This window comes from Allobosea sp. GW821-FHT10B12 (genome assembly GCF_059415545.1).
The window spans coordinates 35,719-53,162 of the sequence record NZ_JBWKNL010000011.1 but is presented as its reverse complement, the minus strand read 5'-3'; the positions used below and the strand labels follow the sequence as shown (position 1 = coordinate 53,162).

The 17,444-nt window shown below is 66.7% G+C and carries 16 protein-coding genes and 1 tRNA gene; 8 read left to right on the top strand and 9 right to left on the bottom strand.

The features are described 5' to 3' along the window. Positions 1–16 precede the first annotated feature (16 nt). The 4 genes from AC07O0_RS26605 to AC07O0_RS26590 are packed head-to-tail and all read left to right on the top strand — an operon-like array spanning position 17 to position 5,487. Positions 17–1,348, top strand: coding sequence for a purine-cytosine permease family protein (locus tag AC07O0_RS26605; protein WP_494627276.1), 1,332 nt, complete (start codon positions 17–19; stop codon positions 1,346–1,348). A 43-nt stretch (positions 1,349–1,391) separates the two neighbouring features. After that, complete coding sequence (locus tag AC07O0_RS26600; RefSeq protein WP_494627274.1) at positions 1,392–2,411, top strand: alpha/beta fold hydrolase; 1,020 nt, start codon at positions 1,392–1,394, stop codon at positions 2,409–2,411. A 57-nt stretch (positions 2,412–2,468) separates the two neighbouring features. Continuing rightward, positions 2,469–3,269, top strand: a complete 801-nt coding sequence (locus tag AC07O0_RS26595; protein WP_494627272.1) for a CbbQ/NirQ/NorQ/GpvN family protein — start codon at positions 2,469–2,471, stop codon at positions 3,267–3,269. Between the two features lie 4 nt (positions 3,270–3,273). After that, positions 3,274–5,487 (top strand): VWA domain-containing protein, encoded by a 2,214-nt coding sequence (locus AC07O0_RS26590; protein ID WP_494627271.1) that lies wholly within the window; start codon positions 3,274–3,276, stop codon positions 5,485–5,487. Between the two features lie 170 nt (positions 5,488–5,657). On the opposite strand, the gene AC07O0_RS26585 is transcribed toward AC07O0_RS26590, so the two are convergent. Together AC07O0_RS26585 and glpK are read right to left on the bottom strand one after the other, a co-directional pair. Further along, a tRNA-Gln gene (locus AC07O0_RS26585) sits at positions 5,658–5,731 on the bottom strand. A gap of 168 nt (positions 5,732–5,899) precedes the next feature. Continuing rightward, entirely contained in the window at positions 5,900–7,402 is a 1,503-nt protein-coding gene (glpK, locus tag AC07O0_RS26580) for a glycerol kinase GlpK (protein ID WP_494627269.1), read from the bottom strand. Between the two features lie 232 nt (positions 7,403–7,634). Here glpK and AC07O0_RS26575 point away from each other — a divergent pair, with 232 nt between their 5' ends. Continuing rightward, a complete protein-coding gene (locus AC07O0_RS26575) occupies positions 7,635–8,735 on the top strand; it encodes a Ppx/GppA phosphatase family protein (RefSeq protein WP_494627268.1) in 1,101 nt (366 codons plus the stop codon). Next, positions 8,732–9,442: an RlmE family RNA methyltransferase gene (locus AC07O0_RS26570; protein WP_494627267.1), complete on the top strand. Its 711-nt coding sequence runs from the start codon at positions 8,732–8,734 to the stop codon at positions 9,440–9,442. The genes AC07O0_RS26575 and AC07O0_RS26570 overlap by 4 nt, the downstream gene beginning before the upstream one ends. A gap of 5 nt (positions 9,443–9,447) precedes the next feature. Here AC07O0_RS26570 and AC07O0_RS26565 read toward each other — a convergent pair whose 3' ends face one another. The 3 genes from AC07O0_RS26565 to AC07O0_RS26555 are packed head-to-tail and all read right to left on the bottom strand — an operon-like array spanning position 9,448 to position 12,392. Further along, positions 9,448–10,125 (bottom strand): ABC transporter ATP-binding protein, encoded by a 678-nt coding sequence (locus AC07O0_RS26565; RefSeq protein WP_494627265.1) that lies wholly within the window; start codon positions 10,123–10,125, stop codon positions 9,448–9,450. Then, positions 10,122–11,369 carry an ABC transporter permease gene (locus tag AC07O0_RS26560; protein ID WP_494627263.1) on the bottom strand — a complete coding sequence of 416 codons (1,248 nt, stop codon included), beginning with the start codon at positions 11,367–11,369 and terminating at the stop codon, positions 10,122–10,124. The genes AC07O0_RS26565 and AC07O0_RS26560 overlap by 4 nt, the downstream gene beginning before the upstream one ends. A gap of 3 nt (positions 11,370–11,372) precedes the next feature. Next, complete coding sequence (locus tag AC07O0_RS26555) at positions 11,373–12,392, bottom strand: efflux RND transporter periplasmic adaptor subunit (protein WP_494627261.1); 1,020 nt, start codon at positions 12,390–12,392, stop codon at positions 11,373–11,375. Between the two features lie 138 nt (positions 12,393–12,530). Between AC07O0_RS26555 and AC07O0_RS26550 the strand changes: the two genes are divergently transcribed. Next, positions 12,531–13,220: a TetR/AcrR family transcriptional regulator gene (locus AC07O0_RS26550; protein ID WP_494627260.1), complete on the top strand. Its 690-nt coding sequence runs from the start codon at positions 12,531–12,533 to the stop codon at positions 13,218–13,220. A 6-nt stretch (positions 13,221–13,226) separates the two neighbouring features. Here the strand turns inward: AC07O0_RS26550 and AC07O0_RS26545 are convergent, their stop codons facing one another. The 4 genes from AC07O0_RS26545 to dctP form a co-directional block, all read right to left on the bottom strand. Continuing rightward, a complete protein-coding gene (locus tag AC07O0_RS26545) occupies positions 13,227–13,667 on the bottom strand; it encodes a type II 3-dehydroquinate dehydratase (protein WP_494627258.1) in 441 nt (146 codons plus the stop codon). An 18-nt stretch (positions 13,668–13,685) separates the two neighbouring features. Then, entirely contained in the window at positions 13,686–14,981 is a 1,296-nt protein-coding gene (locus tag AC07O0_RS26540; RefSeq protein WP_494627256.1) for a TRAP transporter large permease, read from the bottom strand. Then, positions 14,978–15,496: a TRAP transporter small permease gene (locus AC07O0_RS26535; protein WP_494627254.1), complete on the bottom strand. Its 519-nt coding sequence runs from the start codon at positions 15,494–15,496 to the stop codon at positions 14,978–14,980. The genes AC07O0_RS26540 and AC07O0_RS26535 overlap by 4 nt, the downstream gene beginning before the upstream one ends. Positions 15,497–15,584: 88 nt before the next feature. Next, positions 15,585–16,568, bottom strand: coding sequence for a TRAP transporter substrate-binding protein DctP (gene dctP, locus AC07O0_RS26530; RefSeq protein ID WP_494627252.1), 984 nt, complete (start codon positions 16,566–16,568; stop codon positions 15,585–15,587). 178 nt (positions 16,569–16,746) lie between these two features. Here dctP and AC07O0_RS26525 point away from each other — a divergent pair, with 178 nt between their 5' ends. After that, positions 16,747–17,421, top strand: a complete 675-nt coding sequence (locus tag AC07O0_RS26525) for a GntR family transcriptional regulator (protein ID WP_494627250.1) — start codon at positions 16,747–16,749, stop codon at positions 17,419–17,421. Positions 17,422–17,444 lie beyond the last annotated feature (23 nt).

Here is a 17,444-nt window from a genome sequence, read left to right as displayed (position 1 = left end):
AATGGGGGGAAACGCGGTGTCCATACATTCCGCAGGTTCGGGCGCGGCAGCGCCGGCCGACGCCGATCACGTGCTCGGCGACGAATACGAGCACGGGCCGGTGCCGCTGGCGGCCCGGCGCAGCCTGTTCTCGATGGTGATGGTCTGGGCCGGGTTCCCGATGATCATCACCGGAGCCATGACCGGTTCGCTGCTGGTTCTGGGCATGGGCTTCTCCCGTGCGCTCGTCGCCATGATCGTCGGCAACCTGATCATGCTCGCCTATGTCGGCGCGCTCGGCCTGTCGGCGACACGCAGCGGCATGAATTTCGCGCTCATCGCGTCGCGCGTCTTCGGCACGAAGGGCTATGCGCTCGCCTCCGGTCTGCTTTCGACCCTGCTGCTCGGCTGGTTCGCGGTCCAGACCGGTATCACCGGCGCGCTCGTCTCCAGTACCTACGGGCTGAACTATGTCGCGATGACCGTCGTCGCGGGGCTGCTCTATATCGGTATCACCTTCGTCGGCGTGCGCGGCCTGCATCTGATCGGCCTGGTCTCTGTCCCGCTGTTCTTCGTGCTCGGCCTCTTCGTCGTCGTGCATTCGGCCGGCACGACCAGCTTCGAGGCGATCTGGAACTATGCCGGCAACAACGGCGTGGCGACGATGTCGATGGGCGTCGGGCTGACCGTCGTGATCGCGCTCTTCATCGACGCCGGCACCGTGACCGCCGACTTCAACAGATGGGCGAAGACCGGCACCCATTCGCTGATCGCGACTTTCTCGGCCTTTCCGGTCTCGAACCTCGTCGCCATGCTCGTCGGCGGCATCATGACGGCCGCGCTCGCCGTGCCGAACGCCAATCCGTTCGGCGCCGACAACATGTTCGGCTACATGAACAAGCTGCAGATCGGCTGGCTCGGCGTCCTCGCCTTCCTGTTCCTCTACATCAATCTCGGCTCGGTCTGCTCGCACTGCCTCTACAATGCGGCGACCGGCTGGTCGCGCATCCTGCGCTCGAAGATGCGCCTGATGGCCGTTATCCTCGGCCTCGTCGGCATCGCCATCGCAGCCGGCAATGTCTGGGCCTTCTTCATCCAGTGGCTGTCGCTGCTCGGGATCATCGTGCCGCCGATCGGCATGATCCTGCTGGTTGAGGCTTATGTATTGAAGCACGGCTCGGCTGCGCAGAGGGAATGGCGCACGTTGCCGTTCGTCTCCTGGGCGATCGGCGCCGCGGTGGGCTTCATCGTCGAGTTCTACGCGCCGCAGCTTTCGACGGCGATCAGCGCCGGCGTCGTCGCCGCCATCGCCCATCTGGTCCTGACCTATTCGGCGGCGGGGCGAGCTGCGGACCGTGCTCCGGCCTGACCAGGCCGGCTCCATCGACATCCCCATTTGAGAGACTATCGCGATGACGACCGACTACGAGATCTTCGAACTGGGCGATCTTGCCCTTCAGCGCGGTGCGACGCTGCGCAATGCCAGGCTGGCCTACAAGACCTTTGGCACGCTCAACGCGGCCAAGGACAACGCCATCGTCTATCCGACCTGGTATTCCGGTCAGCACTACGACAATGAATGGCTGGTCGGGCGCGGCATGGCGCTCGATCCCGACAAGTACTTCATCATCATCCCCAACATGTTCGGCAACGGGCTGTCCTCGTCGCCGAGCAACACGCCCGAGCCCTATAACGCCGCCCGCTTTCCGAGGGTGACGGCCTACGACAACGTCCGCGCGCAGCACCGGCTGGTGACCGAGCATTTCGGCATCAAGCATTTGCGGCTCGTCACCGGCTGGTCGATGGGCGGGCTGCAGACCTTCCATTGGGGCGCGCTCTATCCCGACATGATGGATCTGCTCGCGCCGTTCTGCGGCTCGGCGAAATGCTCCCGCCACAACTTCGTCTTCCTCGAAGGGGTGAAGGCGGCGCTGACCGCGGACGATGCCTTCCGCGACGGCTGGTATGCCGACAAGCCGCAAAAGGGCCTGCGCGCCGCGGCCCGGGTTTATGCCGGCTGGGGCTTTTCGCAGGCCTTCTATCGCGAGGAGCTGGACATCAAGACGCTGGGATACAGTTCGCTCGAGGACTTCCTGGTCGCCTTCTGGGAAGGCTTTTTCCTCGACCGGGATCCCAACAATCTGCTGGCCATGCTCTGGACCTGGCAGAATGGCGATATCTCGGCCAACGCACTCTACAACGGCGACTACAAGGCCGCGCTCGGCGCGATCAAGGCAAAGACCTACGTCATGCCCGGTCAGACGGATCTTTACTTCCCGCCGGAAGACAGCCGCAACGAGGTCGACAACATGCCGAATGCGCGCTTCGTCCCGATTCCTTCGATCTGGGGGCATTTCGCCGGCGGCCCGGGCACCAATCCGGTCGACATCAAGTTCCTCGACGACAAACTCAAGGAACTCCTCGCATCCTGACGCAGCGCGCGCGGCGGTGCGTGACAGCCGCCGCGCGACCATCAAGGGCCTGACGACGTGACGAATCTGGACGCCTACCGCATCGCCAAGGAACCTTTCTACCGCTCGGTCGGAGGCGAAGTCGGACTGTTCGAGGCTGCCTATCGCAGCCGGATGCCGGTGATGCTGAAAGGGCCGACCGGCTGCGGCAAGACCCGCTTCGTCGAGCACATGGCCTGGCGCCTCGGCCGGCCGCTGATCACCGTGTCGTGCCATGAGGACATGACCGCCTCGGACCTCGTCGGGCGCTATCTGCTCGATGCCGAGGGCACGGTCTGGCATGACGGGCCGCTGACGCTGGCGGTGCGCCAGGGTGCGATCTGCTATCTCGACGAGATCGTCGAGGCCCGGCAGGACACCACCGTGGTGATCCACTCGCTCACCGACGACCGGCGCATCCTGCCGCTGGAGAAGAAGAACGAGGTGGTGAGGGCCCATCCCGACTTCCAGGTCGTGATTTCCTACAACCCGGGCTACCAGAGCGTTCTCAAGGACCTCAAGGAATCGACCAAGCAGCGCTTCGCCGCCATCCCCTTCGACTATCCCGAAGCGGCCGGCGAGGCCGAGATCGTGATGCGCGAGGCCGGCGCCGACAAGCGCACCGCCGAGACGCTGGTGCGCATCGGCACGCGCTCACGCAACCTCAAGGGCCGCGGGCTGGAGGAAGGCGCCTCGACACGGATGCTCGTCAACGCCGCCCTGCTCGTCGCCGCCGGTGTCCCGATCATGGAGGCCTGCCAGGTCGCGCTCGTGATCCCGATCACCGATGATGACGATCTGCGCGATGCGTTGACGGGTGCGATCGCTGCCTGCGTCTGATGCCATGACGACGATTGAAGGCCGAAAGGAGACGGTTCAAGCGTTTCCGGCCGAATGGCAGAGGCGCTGGAGCGCGGCCCATGCGCGCATCGACCACGCCGGCTATGGCGACCTCGTGGCCAGCGCCTATCGCAGCGCCGGCCCGATCGTCGCGGCGAGAGCGGGGCCTGCCGAGGCGATCCGGCTCGGCGAATCCGTCTCGTTCGTCGCAATTCGCTCCGGCCGGCGGGCGGCCTGCCTGCTGGTCGGCGCGGCGCTGCATGCCGCCGAGGCTGCTCGTCATCCATCCGAGCTCGTATCGTGGCTCGAACTGGTCGACGACATCGCCAGGCGCGCGCCGAAGGTGCTGAGCGCCTTCCTGCAGAACGGCTCGCAGGTTCTCGATAGACTTGGTTTCGCCGGTCTTGCGGTCTTTGCGCGCATGGGGCTCGATCTCGGCCGCGACGACGCGCGCCGGCTGGCCTTTTTCTCGTTGCAGAGCCCGGAAGCACGCCAACTGCTTGAAAGACAAAGCCCGTCCGCTTCGTTGCCGGAATTGCTGCCCGGGCTGAAGCCCTATCTCCGCGCGCTTTGGGCCATCTCGCCGCCGATCGCCGAAACACCGGGCGATGCTCCCGAAGCGATGCGCCGGCGCGCCGGCTTCGGCGGAGGTGGCATCCGCCTGCCGCCATCCTATGCCGGTTTTCCGGCCAGCGATCAGAAGCAGCTCCATCGCGCGACGCTGGCCCATATCGGCGCGCATCACTGCTTTACCCGCAAAAAATTCCCGGCCACGGGCCTGAAGCCGCTGCAGCTCGCCCTGGTTTCGCTGATCGAGGATGCGCGGGTCGAGCGGCTGGCCATGTGCGAGATGCCGGGACTGTTCGCCCTCTGGCGGGGCTTCCACGTGGCGCGTCCTGAAGGTGCACCGGTTGCGATCACGCTGATGGCGCGGCTGGCGCGGGCCCTGCTCGATCCGTCCTACGAGGACCCGCATGGCTGGGTGAGCAAGGGCCGGGCGCTGTTCGAGGAGGCTGCCGCAGTCGACATCGGCTCCCAGCAGCTCAGCCGCCATATCGGCGGGCTGCTGGGCAATGACATCGGCCAGATGCGGCTGCAGTTCGACGCCAAGAGCTATGTCGTGCAACCTGCCTATCGCGACGACGGCATGGGACTTTGGGATTTCGGAGACGACAATCCCGAGGTGCCCTACGAGATGCAGGCGCCCGCCGAAGGAGCCCGGCTCGAGCGACACGATAGCGATGACGGCCGTCCCGAGCCCGACACGGTCTCCGACAGTTCGAGCGGCCGCGCAGCGATGGTCGAGGCGAGCGAGGACGTGGCCGTCGCGCGCTATCCGGAATTCGACTATGTGACCGGGCGCGAACGGCCGGACTGGTGCACGGTCCACGAGCCGGCCGTTTCCATGGCGTCGCCCGCCGCGCTGCACCGCGCCATCGAGCAGCGCGCCGATCTCGCCAACCGCCTGACCGCCATCATCCGGTCTTCCAAGGTCAGCCGTCAGCAGCGGGTTCGCCGGCAAGCGGAAGGCGAATTCCTCGACATGGACGCGGCGATCGAGGCGGTGATCGCGCGGCGCTCCGGCCAAGTGCCGGAGGATCGTCTCTACGGGCGCTATGAGCGCCGCCACCGCGATCTCGCCATTCTCGTGCTCATCGATACCTCCGCCTCCACCGGAGAACGCGTCAGCGGTCGCAGCGAGACGGTGCTGGAGACCGAACGGCTTTCCGTGGCCATGCTGGCGAAGGCGATGACCGAACTCGGCGATCCTTTCGCGCTTGCGGCATTCTCCTCAAACACGCGCGACCATATCGGCTATCAGCGGATCAAGGATTTCGCGGGCCGCTACGATGCGGCGGCGGAGGGCCGGCTGGCGGGCTTGCAAAGCCACAATTCCACGCGGCTGGGAGCGGTGATCAGACATGCTGGCAAGGACCTGAAACGGCAGCTGAGCTATCGCCGGCTTCTGCTGATCATCACCGATGGCGAGCCGCACGACATCGATGTCGATGACCGCCGCTATCTCGTCGAGGATGCACGCGCGGCCGTCCATGGCCTGCGCAACGATGGCATCGATGTGTTCTCCATCGTCCTCGATTCGGATGCCGAATCCTACGCGCCCCGCATTTTCAGGCGCCGGAATTGCGTTCAGTTGAAGTCGATCGAGACCTTGCCCGAAAAGTTGCCGGGCTTGCTGCTGCGGTTGGCGATACAGTGAGATCATGCGTGATAGCGGTCCCCGCAGCTGGACAGGTGGAGCCATCAGAATGGAGAAGGGCGCGGGGAGAAGAATGGCGCACGGCCTACCCGGTGCTTACACGAGTTCGGCATCGCTTGCATGAGCCACCGAGGTCGCCACAAATATCCAAGTGATATCAGCGACTAAAGTGGCTGGGGGACTAGGATTCGAACCTAGACAACCAGAGTCAGAGTCTGGGGTCCTACCGTTAGACGATCCCCCAACGGGCGCGTTGTCTGCGACGCGTCGGATGGGGGCGATCTAAACAACCTCGCGCCCGGTTGCAAGCCTTCTGTGACGATTTCGACATGCAATGGCGTCGCGGCGCTGCAGGCCAGCCTTCCGAACGCGCGCCCGCTCCGGAACCTCGACGCGCGAGATCGGGAAAGGGTTATGTCGGGCTGAGCGTGCGCCTGACCGCGTCGCGCCAGCCGGCAACGTGGTTACGGCGCGTTTCCTCGGCAAGGCCCGGCGAGAAGCGCCGCTCCAGCCGCCAGCGATCGGCGAACTGCGTCGGCTCGGGCAGCAGGCCGGCATCGAGGCCAGCAAGATAGGCGGCCCCAAGCGCGGTGGTCTCCAGCACCTGCGGCCGGTCGACCGGGGCGGCGAGGACGTCGGCGAGGCGCTGCATCGTCCAGTCGGAGGCGACCATGCCGCCATCGACGCGCAGCACCGTCTCGGCGCCGTCCGCTTCGGGCCAGTCGGAGCGCATCGCCTCAAGCAGGTCGAGCGTCTGGAAGCAGACCGAATCAAGCGCAGCGCGGGCGAATTCACGCGGGCCGGTGTTGCGGGTCAGGCCGAACATGGCGCCGCGGGCATTGGCATCCCAATGCGGCGCGCCGAGGCCGGTGAAGGCCGGCACCAGGTAGACCTGCTGGCCGGGATCGGCATTGGCCGCGAGCGGGCCGCTGTCGGAGGCCTTCTCGATGATGCCGAGCCCGTCGCGCAGCCATTGCACGGCGGCGCCGGCGATGAAGATCGAGCCCTCCAGCGCGTAATGGCGCACGCCCTTGAGCTGGTAGGCGATGGTCGAGAGCAGGCGGTTGCGCGATGCGACGGCTTTCGTGCCGGTGTTGAGCAGGGCGAAGCAGCCGGTGCCATAGGTCGATTTCAGCATGCCCGGCTCGAAGCAGGCCTGGCCGACGGTCGCCGCCTGCTGGTCGCCAGCGATGCCGCGAATCGCGATCGCGCCGCCGAGCAGCCCGGGCTCGCAGTCGCCGAAATGGGCGGCGCAGTCGCGCACCTCCGGCAGCATCGCGGCGGGAATGTCGAGCAGCGCCAGCAAGTCCTCGTCCCACCGCCCCTTGTGGATGTCGAACAGCATGGTGCGCGAGGCGTTGGTCGCGTCGGTGGCGTGGACGCGCCCGCCGGTCAGGCGCCAGAGCAGGAAGCAGTCGACCGTGCCGAAGGCGAGCTCGCCGCGCCTCGCCCGCTCGCGGGCGCCAGGGACATGGTCAAGAATCCAGGCGATCTTGGTGCCGGAGAAATAAGGGTCGATGCGCAGGCCGGTGCGCTCGGCGACCAGCTTGCCGTGCCCCTCCGCATCCAGCGCAGCGCAGCGCTCGGCGGTGCGCCGGTCCTGCCAGACGATGGCGCGGTGGATCGCCTGACCGGTCTTGCGGTCCCAGACCAGAGTCGTCTCGCGCTGGTTGGTAATGCCGATCGCGGCGACCTCCCCTGCCCGCGCCTGGGCTCGCGCCAGCGCCTGCCGGCAGACCGAGAGCGTGCTCTCCCAGAGATCCTCGGCCTCGTGCTCGACCCAGCCCGAGGCCGGATAGTGCTGCGGGAATTCCTGCTGGGCGCTGGCGATCGGCTGCAGATTCTCGTCGAACAGGATGGCACGGGAGGACGTCGTGCCCTGGTCGATCGCCAGAATCATGCGCCGCGCCGCCATGCCGTTTCTCCCGCTTTGTCGCCGCCGGGTTACGAGACCGGCCGGCGCCGAGCTTTGCCGCGAAGACCGCACGCAGGCAAGCACAGCCGCAGCTCGCCGCAGTTTCGCCACAGGTTCTGCTTGGCAGGGGCCGCGTGCTGTTGTTACGCTGCCCTTCGAATGGAAACGTTCCAGCTTCATGCTGGACCCCGGCGGGCCACCATGACGGCCCCGACCGGCGAAGGGTTAGCAAGTGACGGTCGAAGACCGCCAGGATTCCGACCGCCCCCTCGTGGCGGCGATCCCCCTACCGGGCGAGCGGCCCGCGCCGCCGGATGCGGCTCGATTTGCTCCGGCCCCGTTCCAGCGCCCTCACCCCGCCACCTATGCCGCGCTCGATCTCGGCACCAATAACTGCCGCCTCCTGATCGCGCGGCCGGCGCAGCACGGCTTTCGCGTCGTCGACGCCTTCTCGCGGATCGTGCGGCTCGGCGAGGGGCTGAGCGCCAGCGGCCGGCTCTGCGACGACGCGATGGACCGCGCCGTCGAGGCGCTCAAGGTCTGCAAGAGCAAGATGGACCATCGCGGCGTCACCCGCGCGCGGCTAATCACCACCGAGGCCTGTCGCGCAGCGACCAATGGCGTCGAGTTCGTCCGCCGCGTCGGCGAGGAAGCGCTGCTGAACCTCGAGATCGTCGACCAACGCACGGAAGCCTCGCTTGCCGTCACCGGCTGCGCCGCGCTGGCGGCGCCCGAGGCGGGTGCGGTGATCGTCTTCGACATCGGCGGCGGCTCGACTGAGATCGTCTGGCTCGGGGGACGCGAGGCGGGGCGCGATCCGGCCCAGCGCATCCGGGAATGGGCCTCGCTGCCGATCGGCGTCGTCTCGGTGGCAGAGCGCTATGGCGGCGTCGAGGTCGGGCGCGAGAAGTTCGAGCGCATGGTCGACGATTGCAGCGAGGCGCTGGCGCCTTTCGCGGCGAAAGCGGCGGCGGCACGGAACGCCCCCAATTTCCACCTGCTCGGCACCTCCGGCACGGTGACGACCGTCGCCGGCATCCATCTGCGCCTGCCGCGCTATGACCGGCGCCAGGTCGACGGGCTGTGGATGCAGGATGGCGACATCTGCAGCGTCATCGACGAACTCGTCGCGATGGACTATGCCCAGCGCCAGGCCAATGCCTGCATCGGCCGCGAGCGGGCCGATCTGGTGCTCGCCGGCTGCGCCATCTTCGAGGCGATCCGGCGCGCTTTCCCGAGCCCGAAGGTGCGCATCGCCGATCGCGGCCTGCGCGAGGGCATCCTGCTCAGGATGATGCATGAGGACCGCGCCTGGTGGCGCCGAAGGCAATGACGACGACAAAATCCGGCGGCGGCGCCCGCGACCTGCGCATCAAGGTCAAGAAGCCGGCCAAGCGCAGCCATTCCTCGCAGCTCTGGCTCGAGCGCCAGCTCAACGACCCCTATGTCAAGCGGGCGCGCGAGATGGGCTATCGCTCGCGCGCAGCGTTCAAGCTCGCCGAGATGGACGAGCGCTACAAGTTCCTGAAACCCGGCCAGAAGCTGGTCGATCTCGGCTGCGCGCCGGGCGGCTGGTGCCAGGTCGCGGGCGCCAAGGTCGGGCTCGATAACGGCAAGGGCAAGATCATCGGTATCGACCTCTTGCCGGTCGACCCGATCCCGCATGTCGAGCTGATCCAGCTCGACTTCATGGCGGAGGAAGCCCCTGCCCTGCTGATGGAGAAGCTCGGCGGCAAGGCCGACGGCGTGATGTCCGACATGGCGGCCAACACCACCGGCCACAAGAAGACCGACCACCTTCGGATCATCGGCCTCGCCGAAGCGGCGGTCGAGTTCGCCAATGACGTGCTGGCACCGGGCGGTTTCTTCCTGGCCAAGCTGTTCCAGGGCGGCGACTCGGCCGGGCTGCTGGCGGAGCTGAAGCGCGACTTCACCCAGGTGCGCAACATCAAGCCGGCGGCGAGCCGGGCCGATTCCTCCGAGCTCTATGTGCTGGCGACCGGCTTCCGCCGGAAGAACGAGCCGGACGCGGAAGGCTGATCGTCTCAGCTCTCGGCCAGCCGGCCGTCGACGAGATGGATGCGACGGCTCGCCTTGGCCGCCATGTCGGTATCGTGGGTCACGGCAATCACCGTCTTGCCGCGCTCGCGCACCAGCGCATCGAGAATGGCAAAGACCTGCTCGGAATTCTTGCTGTCGAGGCTGCCGGTCGGCTCGTCGGCGAGGATCAGCGGCGGATCGTTGGCGAGCGCACGGGCGACGGCGACGCGCTGGCGCTGGCCGCCGGAGAGCTGGTCGGGCCGCTTGTCGAGATGGTCGGCGAGGCCGAGCGCGCTCAGCAGCTCCGTCGAGCGCTCGCGCATGGCGGCAGCGCCTAGTCGGCCGAGGCGCCGCATCGGGATCTCGACATTCTCGCGCACCGTGAACTCCGGCAGCAGGAAGTGGAACTGGAAGACGAAGCCGAGCGTCGCCAGCCGAATCGCGGCGCGCTCGCGCTCGCTGAGCCCGGCCGTGTCCCTGCCCTCGATGGCGAGCGTGCCGCTACTCGGCTTGTCGAGCAGCCCGAGCAGATAGAGCAGCGAGGACTTGCCCGAGCCGGATGGGCCGGTGATCGCCACGAACTCGCCCGCCCCGATCGTCAGCGTGATATCCTCGACCAGCGTCACCGGCACGGCGGCCGGCAGGACGCGGCTGAGCCCCTTGGTCTCGATCAGCGGGCTCATGTCGCGCCCCGGATGATGTCGACCGGGTTGAGCCGCGCCGCCTGCCGGGCCGGCAGGTAACCGGCGACGCCGGCCGAGACGAGGGCGAAGCCGGCAGCGATCAGGTAGTGCCAGATGCTCCAGGCCAGCGGCAGGCGGGTGATCTCCTGCGCCACATTCGCACCCGACAATTCGAAGCGGACCAGCGAGAGCGCGAAGCAGAGGAGGAAGCCGAACGCCCAGCCGATCAGCGAGCCGCCGGCGCCGAGCGCCAACCCCTCCAGCAGGAAGAGGCGGCGCATATCGGTCTCGGTGAAGCCGAGCGACTTGAGGATGGCGATGTCGCGCGCCTTCTCATGGGTGATGGTCGAGATGATGTTGAAGATGCCGAAGCCGGCCACCAGCAGGATCGCGCCGACGACCGTGTACATGATGACATTGCGGATCACGAGTGCCTCCAGCAGCGACTCGTTCGCCTCCTGCCAGGCCATCGCCTTGTAGCCGAGCTGCGCCTCGGCCCGGCGCGCCACCTGCGGCGCGGCATTGGGATCGTCGAGCTTCAGCCTGATCTCGTTGATCGCGTTCGGGCGCTCGCTCAAGATCTGGGCGTTCTTGAGCAGGACATAGCCCTCGCCCTCGTCGCGGGCGGTGGTGCCGGTGTGGAACAGGCCGACGATCTTGAAGGTGCGGCTCTGGCCGGTCGAAGAGACGACGGTCACCGTGGTGCCGACATCGGCGCCGAGGCGCTGCGCCAGCTTATCGCCGACGACGATGTTGTTGCCACCGGCGATCAGCGAGGTGAAGCTGCCCTGGCGAAAATCCTTGGCGAGCGAGGAGACCTTCATCTCCGCCTGCGGCTCGATACCGATGATGGCGATGCCGACATCGCGGCCGGAATAGCGCACCACCCCTTGCGTCTTCAGGCTGAGCGCCAGCCGCCCCGGCATCCAGGCCCGCAGCATCGCCACCGCCTCTGTCGGGTTCAGGATGCCGCGCCGGTCATCCTTCGGCCGCAGACCGGCGATCTGAACGGCGGCGAAGGCATCCTGCGCCGGCTGACGGCGGGCGCTGCGATACTCGTCGGTGATGTCGACATGCGGCATGGTGTCGACGAGGCGCGCGACGAAATCATCCTCGCCGCCCTGCATCAGCGAGGCCATGGCGATCGAGAAGCCGACGCCGAGCGCGACGCCGATGATCGCCACCAGCGTCTGCCGGCCGCGGCCACGGATATGCGTTAGGGCCAGGGCCAGGATCAGGCGCATGGCTCAGCCCCCTTGGGCGGTGACGCGAGCGCCGTCGCCGAGCTTGTCCGGAAACGGCGTGATGATGCGGGCCTGCTCAGGCAGCCCCGAGAGCACCTCGACATCGCCGGTGCCGCGAATGCCGATCGCAAGCTCGCGGCGGCGGGCGCGATCGCCGTCAAGGACGAACACGGCGCTGCCCTGCACGGCGGCGACGGGCAGCAGCAGCGCCTCCTTCGCCACGCGCACGATGATGTTGAGCTCGACGGTCATGCCGATCAGCAAAGGCGTGTCGTCCGGCAGAGCGAGATAGACGCGGTAGGTCTTGGCGACAGGGTCGCCCTTGGGCGTGATACTGTCGACCGTGGCTTCCAGCGTCTTTCCCGGAAAGGCGTCGGCGCGGATCAAGGCGCGCTGGCCAGCCTTGACCTGCGGGATGTCCTCCTCATTGACCTCGGCGACGACGCGCAGCGGCCTGGCCTCGCCGATCCAGAACAGCACCGTGCCGGGCTCGGCGATCTCGCCGACCTCGCCGTCGCGGCGCAGCACGGTGCCGCGCATCGGGGCGCGCAGCATGTAGTTCTCCAGGCGCGCGGTCTGGCCGGCGATCAGCGCCGAGGCCTGGCCCATCTCGCTGCGGGCGCGGTCTAGCGCCTGCTGGCTCATGACATTGCGCTCGACCAGCACCGCGAGCCGGTCATGCTCGGCGGTGGCGAGCTTCTGGCGCGCCTTGAGCTCGGCCAGGGTCGCCTCGGCCTGGACGCTATCGAGCCGGGCGAGGACGTGCCCCTGCTCGACGCGCTGGCCCTCGCAATCGCAGCGCTCGACGATACGCTCGCGCACCAAAGCCGTGACCTTGGCCCAGTTGCGCGGCTCGACCGTGCCGGTGGCATAGACGATCTCGGCCGCATCGCCGCGCTTGGGCGCGACGGTGGCGACCGCTGCCGGCCTGGTCAGAAACCAGTAGCCGCCTCCGGCAGCGACAAGCGCCGCGACGGCGAGAAAACTGCGAGCGAACTTCACGGCATCCTCCACAGGAGCCATCACGCCGGCTGCTTCAACCCGGGACGATCACGGGCCAGAAAGCGTTGCGCCGGCAGCGTCTTGCGCGCACAATCGCGAAAGACCGACCGTCGGTCATTTTACAGACCGACGGTCGGTCGTCAAGAGAAAGCGTAGTGCATGCCCCGTATCGTTAAGTCCGCGGATGATCGCAGGAACGAGATCCTCGACGGCGCGCAGGCGCTGTTCTTCGAGCGCGGCTACGAGCGGACGACGGTCAATGACGTGATCGCCAAGATCGGGATATCGAAGGGCGGCTTCTACCACCACTTCACCGCCAAGGAGGATCTGCTCGAAGGGATCACCGCCCGGCTCGCGCAGGATGCCGTCGCACGCGTCCGTGATATCCTCGACGATCCCAAACTCGGTGCGCTGGAACGGCTGAATGCGTTCCTCGCCCGCTCACGCCAGATGAAGCGCGAGGACGCACCGAAGCTGCGCGCCGCCTTCGACGTCATCTTCCGGCCCGAGAACCTCCTGCTCTACCACCGGATCAACGCCGCCTCGATCGCGGTGATGCGGCCGGTGCTGACCCGCATCATCGTCGAGGGCACGGCGGCAGGCGTGTTCGCCGTGCCGGAACCTGAGGCGGCCGCGGACATCATCCTGCATATCGGCGCGAGCACGCATGACATCATGGCGCGCACCATCGCTGCCTCAGGCACGGCCGAGGAGGATGCGGCGATCGAGGAACTCGACCGCCGCCTTCGCTTTTACGGCATCGCGGTCGACCGCATCCTCGGCCTGCCCGATGGGAGCGTCCCCTTCGTCGAGCCCGGCTTCACCCGCGCGGTGATGACGGCGCGCTGAGGGGCCTCAGCCGGAGCGCTCCGCCAGGTCGATCGCTGCCTTCACCGCGACCGCGTAACCCTGCGGACCGAGCCCGGCGATGACCGCCGTCGCGGCGAGTGAGACATAGGATTTGTGATAGTGCGGCTCGCGCCGGTGGATGTTGGAGATGTGCAGTTCGACGATGGGGCCCGGGAACATCTTCAGTGCGTCGAGGATCGCGATCGAGGTGAAGGAATAGGCCGCGGGGTTGATGACGATCGCCGCGCCCTGATCGATCGCCTCGTGGATCCAGTCGACCAGTTCGTATTCGCGGTTGCTCTGGCGGAAGATAATCTCGCGCCCATCGGCAGCCTCAACGCACATCGTCTCGACTTGGGCGAGCGTGGTCGAGCCATAGATCTGCGGCTCGCGCGTGCCGAGCCGGTTGAGATTGGGGCCGTTGAGGACATAGATCGGCTTGCTCACGGGAACGGTCCTCTCCTGTCAGCCCTGGTAGCCCATCAGGCGCGGCAGCCAGAGCACGAGGCTTGGGAAGAAGGTGATCAGCGCCAGCGCGACCAGCATGGCGCCAAGGAAGGGCATGCATTCGCGCACGATCTGGCGCAGCGGCACCTCGGCGATGTTGGTCATGATGAAGAGCAGGAGCCCGTAGGGCGGCGTGATCAGCCCGAGCATGATGTTGACCACGACGACCACGCCGAAATGCACCATGTCGATGCCGAGCGCCTTGGCCGTCGGGATCAGCACCGGCACGACGATCAGCAGGATCGCGGTGCCTTCGAGCAGGCAGCCGAGCACCAGCAGCAGCAGGTTGACGAGGATCAGGAAGCCGAGCGGCGAGAGGTTCCAGCCGGCGAGCAGCACGCGCAGGCTGTCGGGGATGTTCTCAATGGTGACGACGTAATTGAAGACAAGCGCGCCGGCGATCAGCATACCGATCGAGGCCGTGGTGCGCGCGCTGTAGGCGAGCGAGCCGTAGAAGGCGCGGAAGCTGACGCTGCGATAGAGCAGCACCGAGACGGCGAGCGCATAGGCGGCGGCGACCGCGGCGGCCTCGGTCGGCGTGGTCGCGCCGCCATAGATGCCGCCAAGCAGCACGACCGGCATCATCAGGGCCGGGAAAGCGCGCCAGGTGATGCCGGGCAACCGGCGCAAGGGGATCGGCGGCTCAACCGGAAAATTCCGGCGCTTGGCGGCCGAGGCAACGATCGTCATCTGCGCCAGCGCCATCAGCAGGCCGGGGATGACACCGCCGAGGAAGAGGAAGCCGATCGAGGCGTCCGAAACCAGCGCGTAGAGCACCATCGGGATCGAGGGCGGGATGATCGGCCCGATCACCGAGGAGGCGGCGGTCAGCGCCGCGGCGAAGGCCGGCGGGTATTTGCCGTCCTTGGTCATCATCGCCTGCATCATCCGGCCGGTACCGGCGGCGTCGGCGATGGCGGAGCCTGACATGCCGGCGAAGATCACGCTCTGCACGATGTTGACATGGGCGAGCCCGCCCCTGAAGCGGCCGACCAGCGCATCGCAGAAGCGCAGCAGGCGTTCCGTCATCGAGCCGATGTTCATCAGCTCGGCCGCCAGGATGAAGAGCGGCACGGCGAGGATGACGTAGTTGGTATACATGCCGTTGAGCAGCTGCTCGGCGGCGATCGAGAGGTCCTGCCCGGCGACCAAGAGATAGAGGATCGAGCCGGCGATCATGGCATGGCCGATCGGCAGGCCGAGCAGCGAGAGCGTGACGATGGCGAGGATGGCGAGGGAGAACGGCGTGCTCATACGCCCGAACCCGCCTTGGTCGGGTCGAAGGCTTCCGGCGCCTTGCCGCGCAAGGCGCTGAAGCCGAGCCAGAGATAGCGGATGATCGCGCCGACCGCGAAGGCGATATAGATCGCGTAGACCCAGTTGAACGGGATCTTCAGATAGGCGGTGCGCTCGACCTTCATGAAGGCGACGTAGTCGGCCATCGCCGGCAGCGAGATCACATAGAGCACGACGAGCGCGACCGCCGTGATCAGCGCCATCACCCGCCGAGGACCGGGCCCGACGGCGCCATAGATGATGTCGAAGCGGATCTCCTCGCTTTCGCGCAGGACGAAACCCGCTCCGAACAGCACGAGCCAGAGCCAAAGGACGACGCTGATCTCATGCGTCCAGCCGATCGGGAAGTTGAGCAGATAGCGGAAGACGATCTGCACCAGGAAGACCAGGAACATCGCGCCGAGCATCAGCGCGAGCAGGTTCTCGGCCCGGCGCGCCATGAAGGCGCCGAGAGCTTTCAGCGAGTTCGGCATTGCCCCTCCGGTGAAATTCGGCCCGCCGGCCCCTCCATCGGCGGGCCACGCCGGCCCCGAGAGGCCAGCGCTTGACCTCGGTCGCGCGTTAGAGCGCGTTGATCTTGTCGAGCATGCCCGGCGTCCAGCCCTTGGCCAGGTCCGATTCGAGATACTTTTTCTGAGCGAAGTCGCGGAAGGCCTTGAGGTCTGGCGTATAGACCTCGAGCCCCTGCTTCTTGAAGAAGTCGACCAGCTCGGCCTCCTTGGCGAGATGTTCCTTCGTGCTCCAGTCGATCGCCGCGTCGGCCGCGGCCTGGAAGGCGGCCTGCTTCTTCGCATCCATCCCGTCCCAGACGCGCTTGGTGACGCAGAGCAGGTCGAAGCCGACGAGATGCGAGGTCAACACGATCTGCGAGGAGACCTCGTAGAACTTCATGTTCTGGACATTCGGCAGCGGATTGTCCTGCCCGTCGATCGCTCCGCTCTGTAGGCCGGTATAGACCTCGGCATAGGCCATCGGCGTCGGGTTGGCGCCGAGCGACTGGCCGAGGAACTGCCAGGCGTCGCCGCCGGGCATGCGCAATTTGACGCCGGCGAGATCGGCCGGGGTGCTGATCTTCTTCTTCGGCTTCAAGCCGACCTGGCGGGCGCCGAAATAGGTCGGGCCGAGGATTTTGATGTTGAGCTTGTCCTCGGCCATTGCCTTGAGGTCGCGGCCGACATCGCTGGCGAAGACCTTCTTGAGATGGTCGGCGTCGCGGAAGAGATAGGCCGAGGTGACGATCGACCAGGCCGGGAGTTGGTTCGAGACATCCTGCGGCGCGATGTTCCCCATTTCGAGGTTGTTGCGCTGCATGGCGACGAGCTCGGTGCCCTGCTTGAACAGGTTGCCGCCGTAATAGGTCTGCAGCGTGAAGTCGTCTTTGATGGCCTCGCCGAAGCGCTTCATCATCTCGGCGCGGATGTCCTGCTCCGAGAACACCGCCGAGAAGCGCAGATTGGGCTTGGCCTGCGCGAAGGCCGCACCACCCGCCAGTGTGAATGCGCCACCGGCCACCAGCAGAGCGCGCCTGTCGATACCCCGTTTCATGCCGTTCCTCCCCATGCGGGTTGGTCCCGCTTCGAGGCAGACCATGCCCAACGGCAATTCAGCAATCAACTGGTATTTTGATTTTCCTCTGATGATTTTGATTTCACCATAGCAATTGTGCCCTACCTGCTCCGCGGCTAAGCTCACGCGCCAGCCGCTGTTCGGGACGGACCCACGCATGTTGAACTACGCGCCGCCGACCGCCTCGATCGGAGAACTCGCCTATCGCCGCATTCGCGCCGACATCGTGTTCGGGCGGCTGGCGCCGGCGCAAAGGCTCAAGCTCGACGACCTGCGCGAGACCTACGGGACCAGCGTCAGCACGCTGCGCGAGATCCTGAACCGGCTCTCATCGGAGGGCCTCGTCGAGGCGGAGGGGCAGAAGGGCTTCATGGTAGCGCCGGTCTCGGCCAGCAATCTGAGCGAGATCGCGGCGTTGCGTCTCCTGCTGGAGGGGCATGCCCTCGCCCAGTCCTTCGCCACCGGCGACATGGAATGGGAGGGTCGCGTCGTCGCCGCCCATCACAAGCTGGCCCTGATGGAAAAGCGCATGCTCGACAATGACCGCGCCGACCCCGAGCTGTGGAAGCGCTATGACTGGGAGTTCCATCACGCGTTGATCTCGGCCTGCGGCTCGCAGGTGCTGATGGAGACGCACGCCTCGGTCTATGACCGCTATCTGCGCTACCAGATGGTCGCGGTGATCTTCCGCGGCGAGATCGCGGCGCAGGAGCACCAGATCCTGCTCGACTGCGCGATGCGGCGCGACATTGCGCGCGCAACCGAGGTCCTGGCGACGCATATCAACGCCTGCGTCGAGCACACCCTCGCCGGCGGCAGACTGCAGGACTGAGCAAGCCAGCAAAAAAGAAGGCC

Excerpts from the sequence above, each read along its gene's own strand:
- dctP (WP_494627252.1), bottom strand. The coding sequence starts at position 16,568 with ATGAAACGGGGTATCGACAGGCGCGCTCTGCTGGTGGCCGGTGGCGCA.
- AC07O0_RS26600 (WP_494627274.1), top strand. The coding sequence starts at position 1,392 with ATGACGACCGACTACGAGATCTTCGAACTGGGCGATCTTGCCCTTCAG.
- AC07O0_RS26540 (WP_494627256.1), bottom strand. The coding sequence starts at position 14,981 with ATGAGCACGCCGTTCTCCCTCGCCATCCTCGCCATCGTCACGCTCTCG.
- AC07O0_RS26565 (WP_494627265.1), bottom strand. The coding sequence starts at position 10,125 with ATGAGCCCGCTGATCGAGACCAAGGGGCTCAGCCGCGTCCTGCCGGCC.
- AC07O0_RS26560 (WP_494627263.1), bottom strand. The coding sequence starts at position 11,369 with ATGCGCCTGATCCTGGCCCTGGCCCTAACGCATATCCGTGGCCGCGGC.
- AC07O0_RS26525 (WP_494627250.1), top strand. The coding sequence starts at position 16,747 with ATGTTGAACTACGCGCCGCCGACCGCCTCGATCGGAGAACTCGCCTAT.
- AC07O0_RS26535 (WP_494627254.1), bottom strand. The coding sequence starts at position 15,496 with ATGCCGAACTCGCTGAAAGCTCTCGGCGCCTTCATGGCGCGCCGGGCC.
- AC07O0_RS26570 (WP_494627267.1), top strand. The coding sequence starts at position 8,732 with ATGACGACGACAAAATCCGGCGGCGGCGCCCGCGACCTGCGCATCAAG.
- AC07O0_RS26590 (WP_494627271.1), top strand. The coding sequence starts at position 3,274 with ATGACGACGATTGAAGGCCGAAAGGAGACGGTTCAAGCGTTTCCGGCC.
- AC07O0_RS26550 (WP_494627260.1), top strand. The coding sequence starts at position 12,531 with ATGCCCCGTATCGTTAAGTCCGCGGATGATCGCAGGAACGAGATCCTC.
- glpK (WP_494627269.1), bottom strand. The coding sequence starts at position 7,402 with ATGGCGGCGCGGCGCATGATTCTGGCGATCGACCAGGGCACGACGTCC.
- AC07O0_RS26555 (WP_494627261.1), bottom strand. The coding sequence starts at position 12,392 with ATGGCTCCTGTGGAGGATGCCGTGAAGTTCGCTCGCAGTTTTCTCGCC.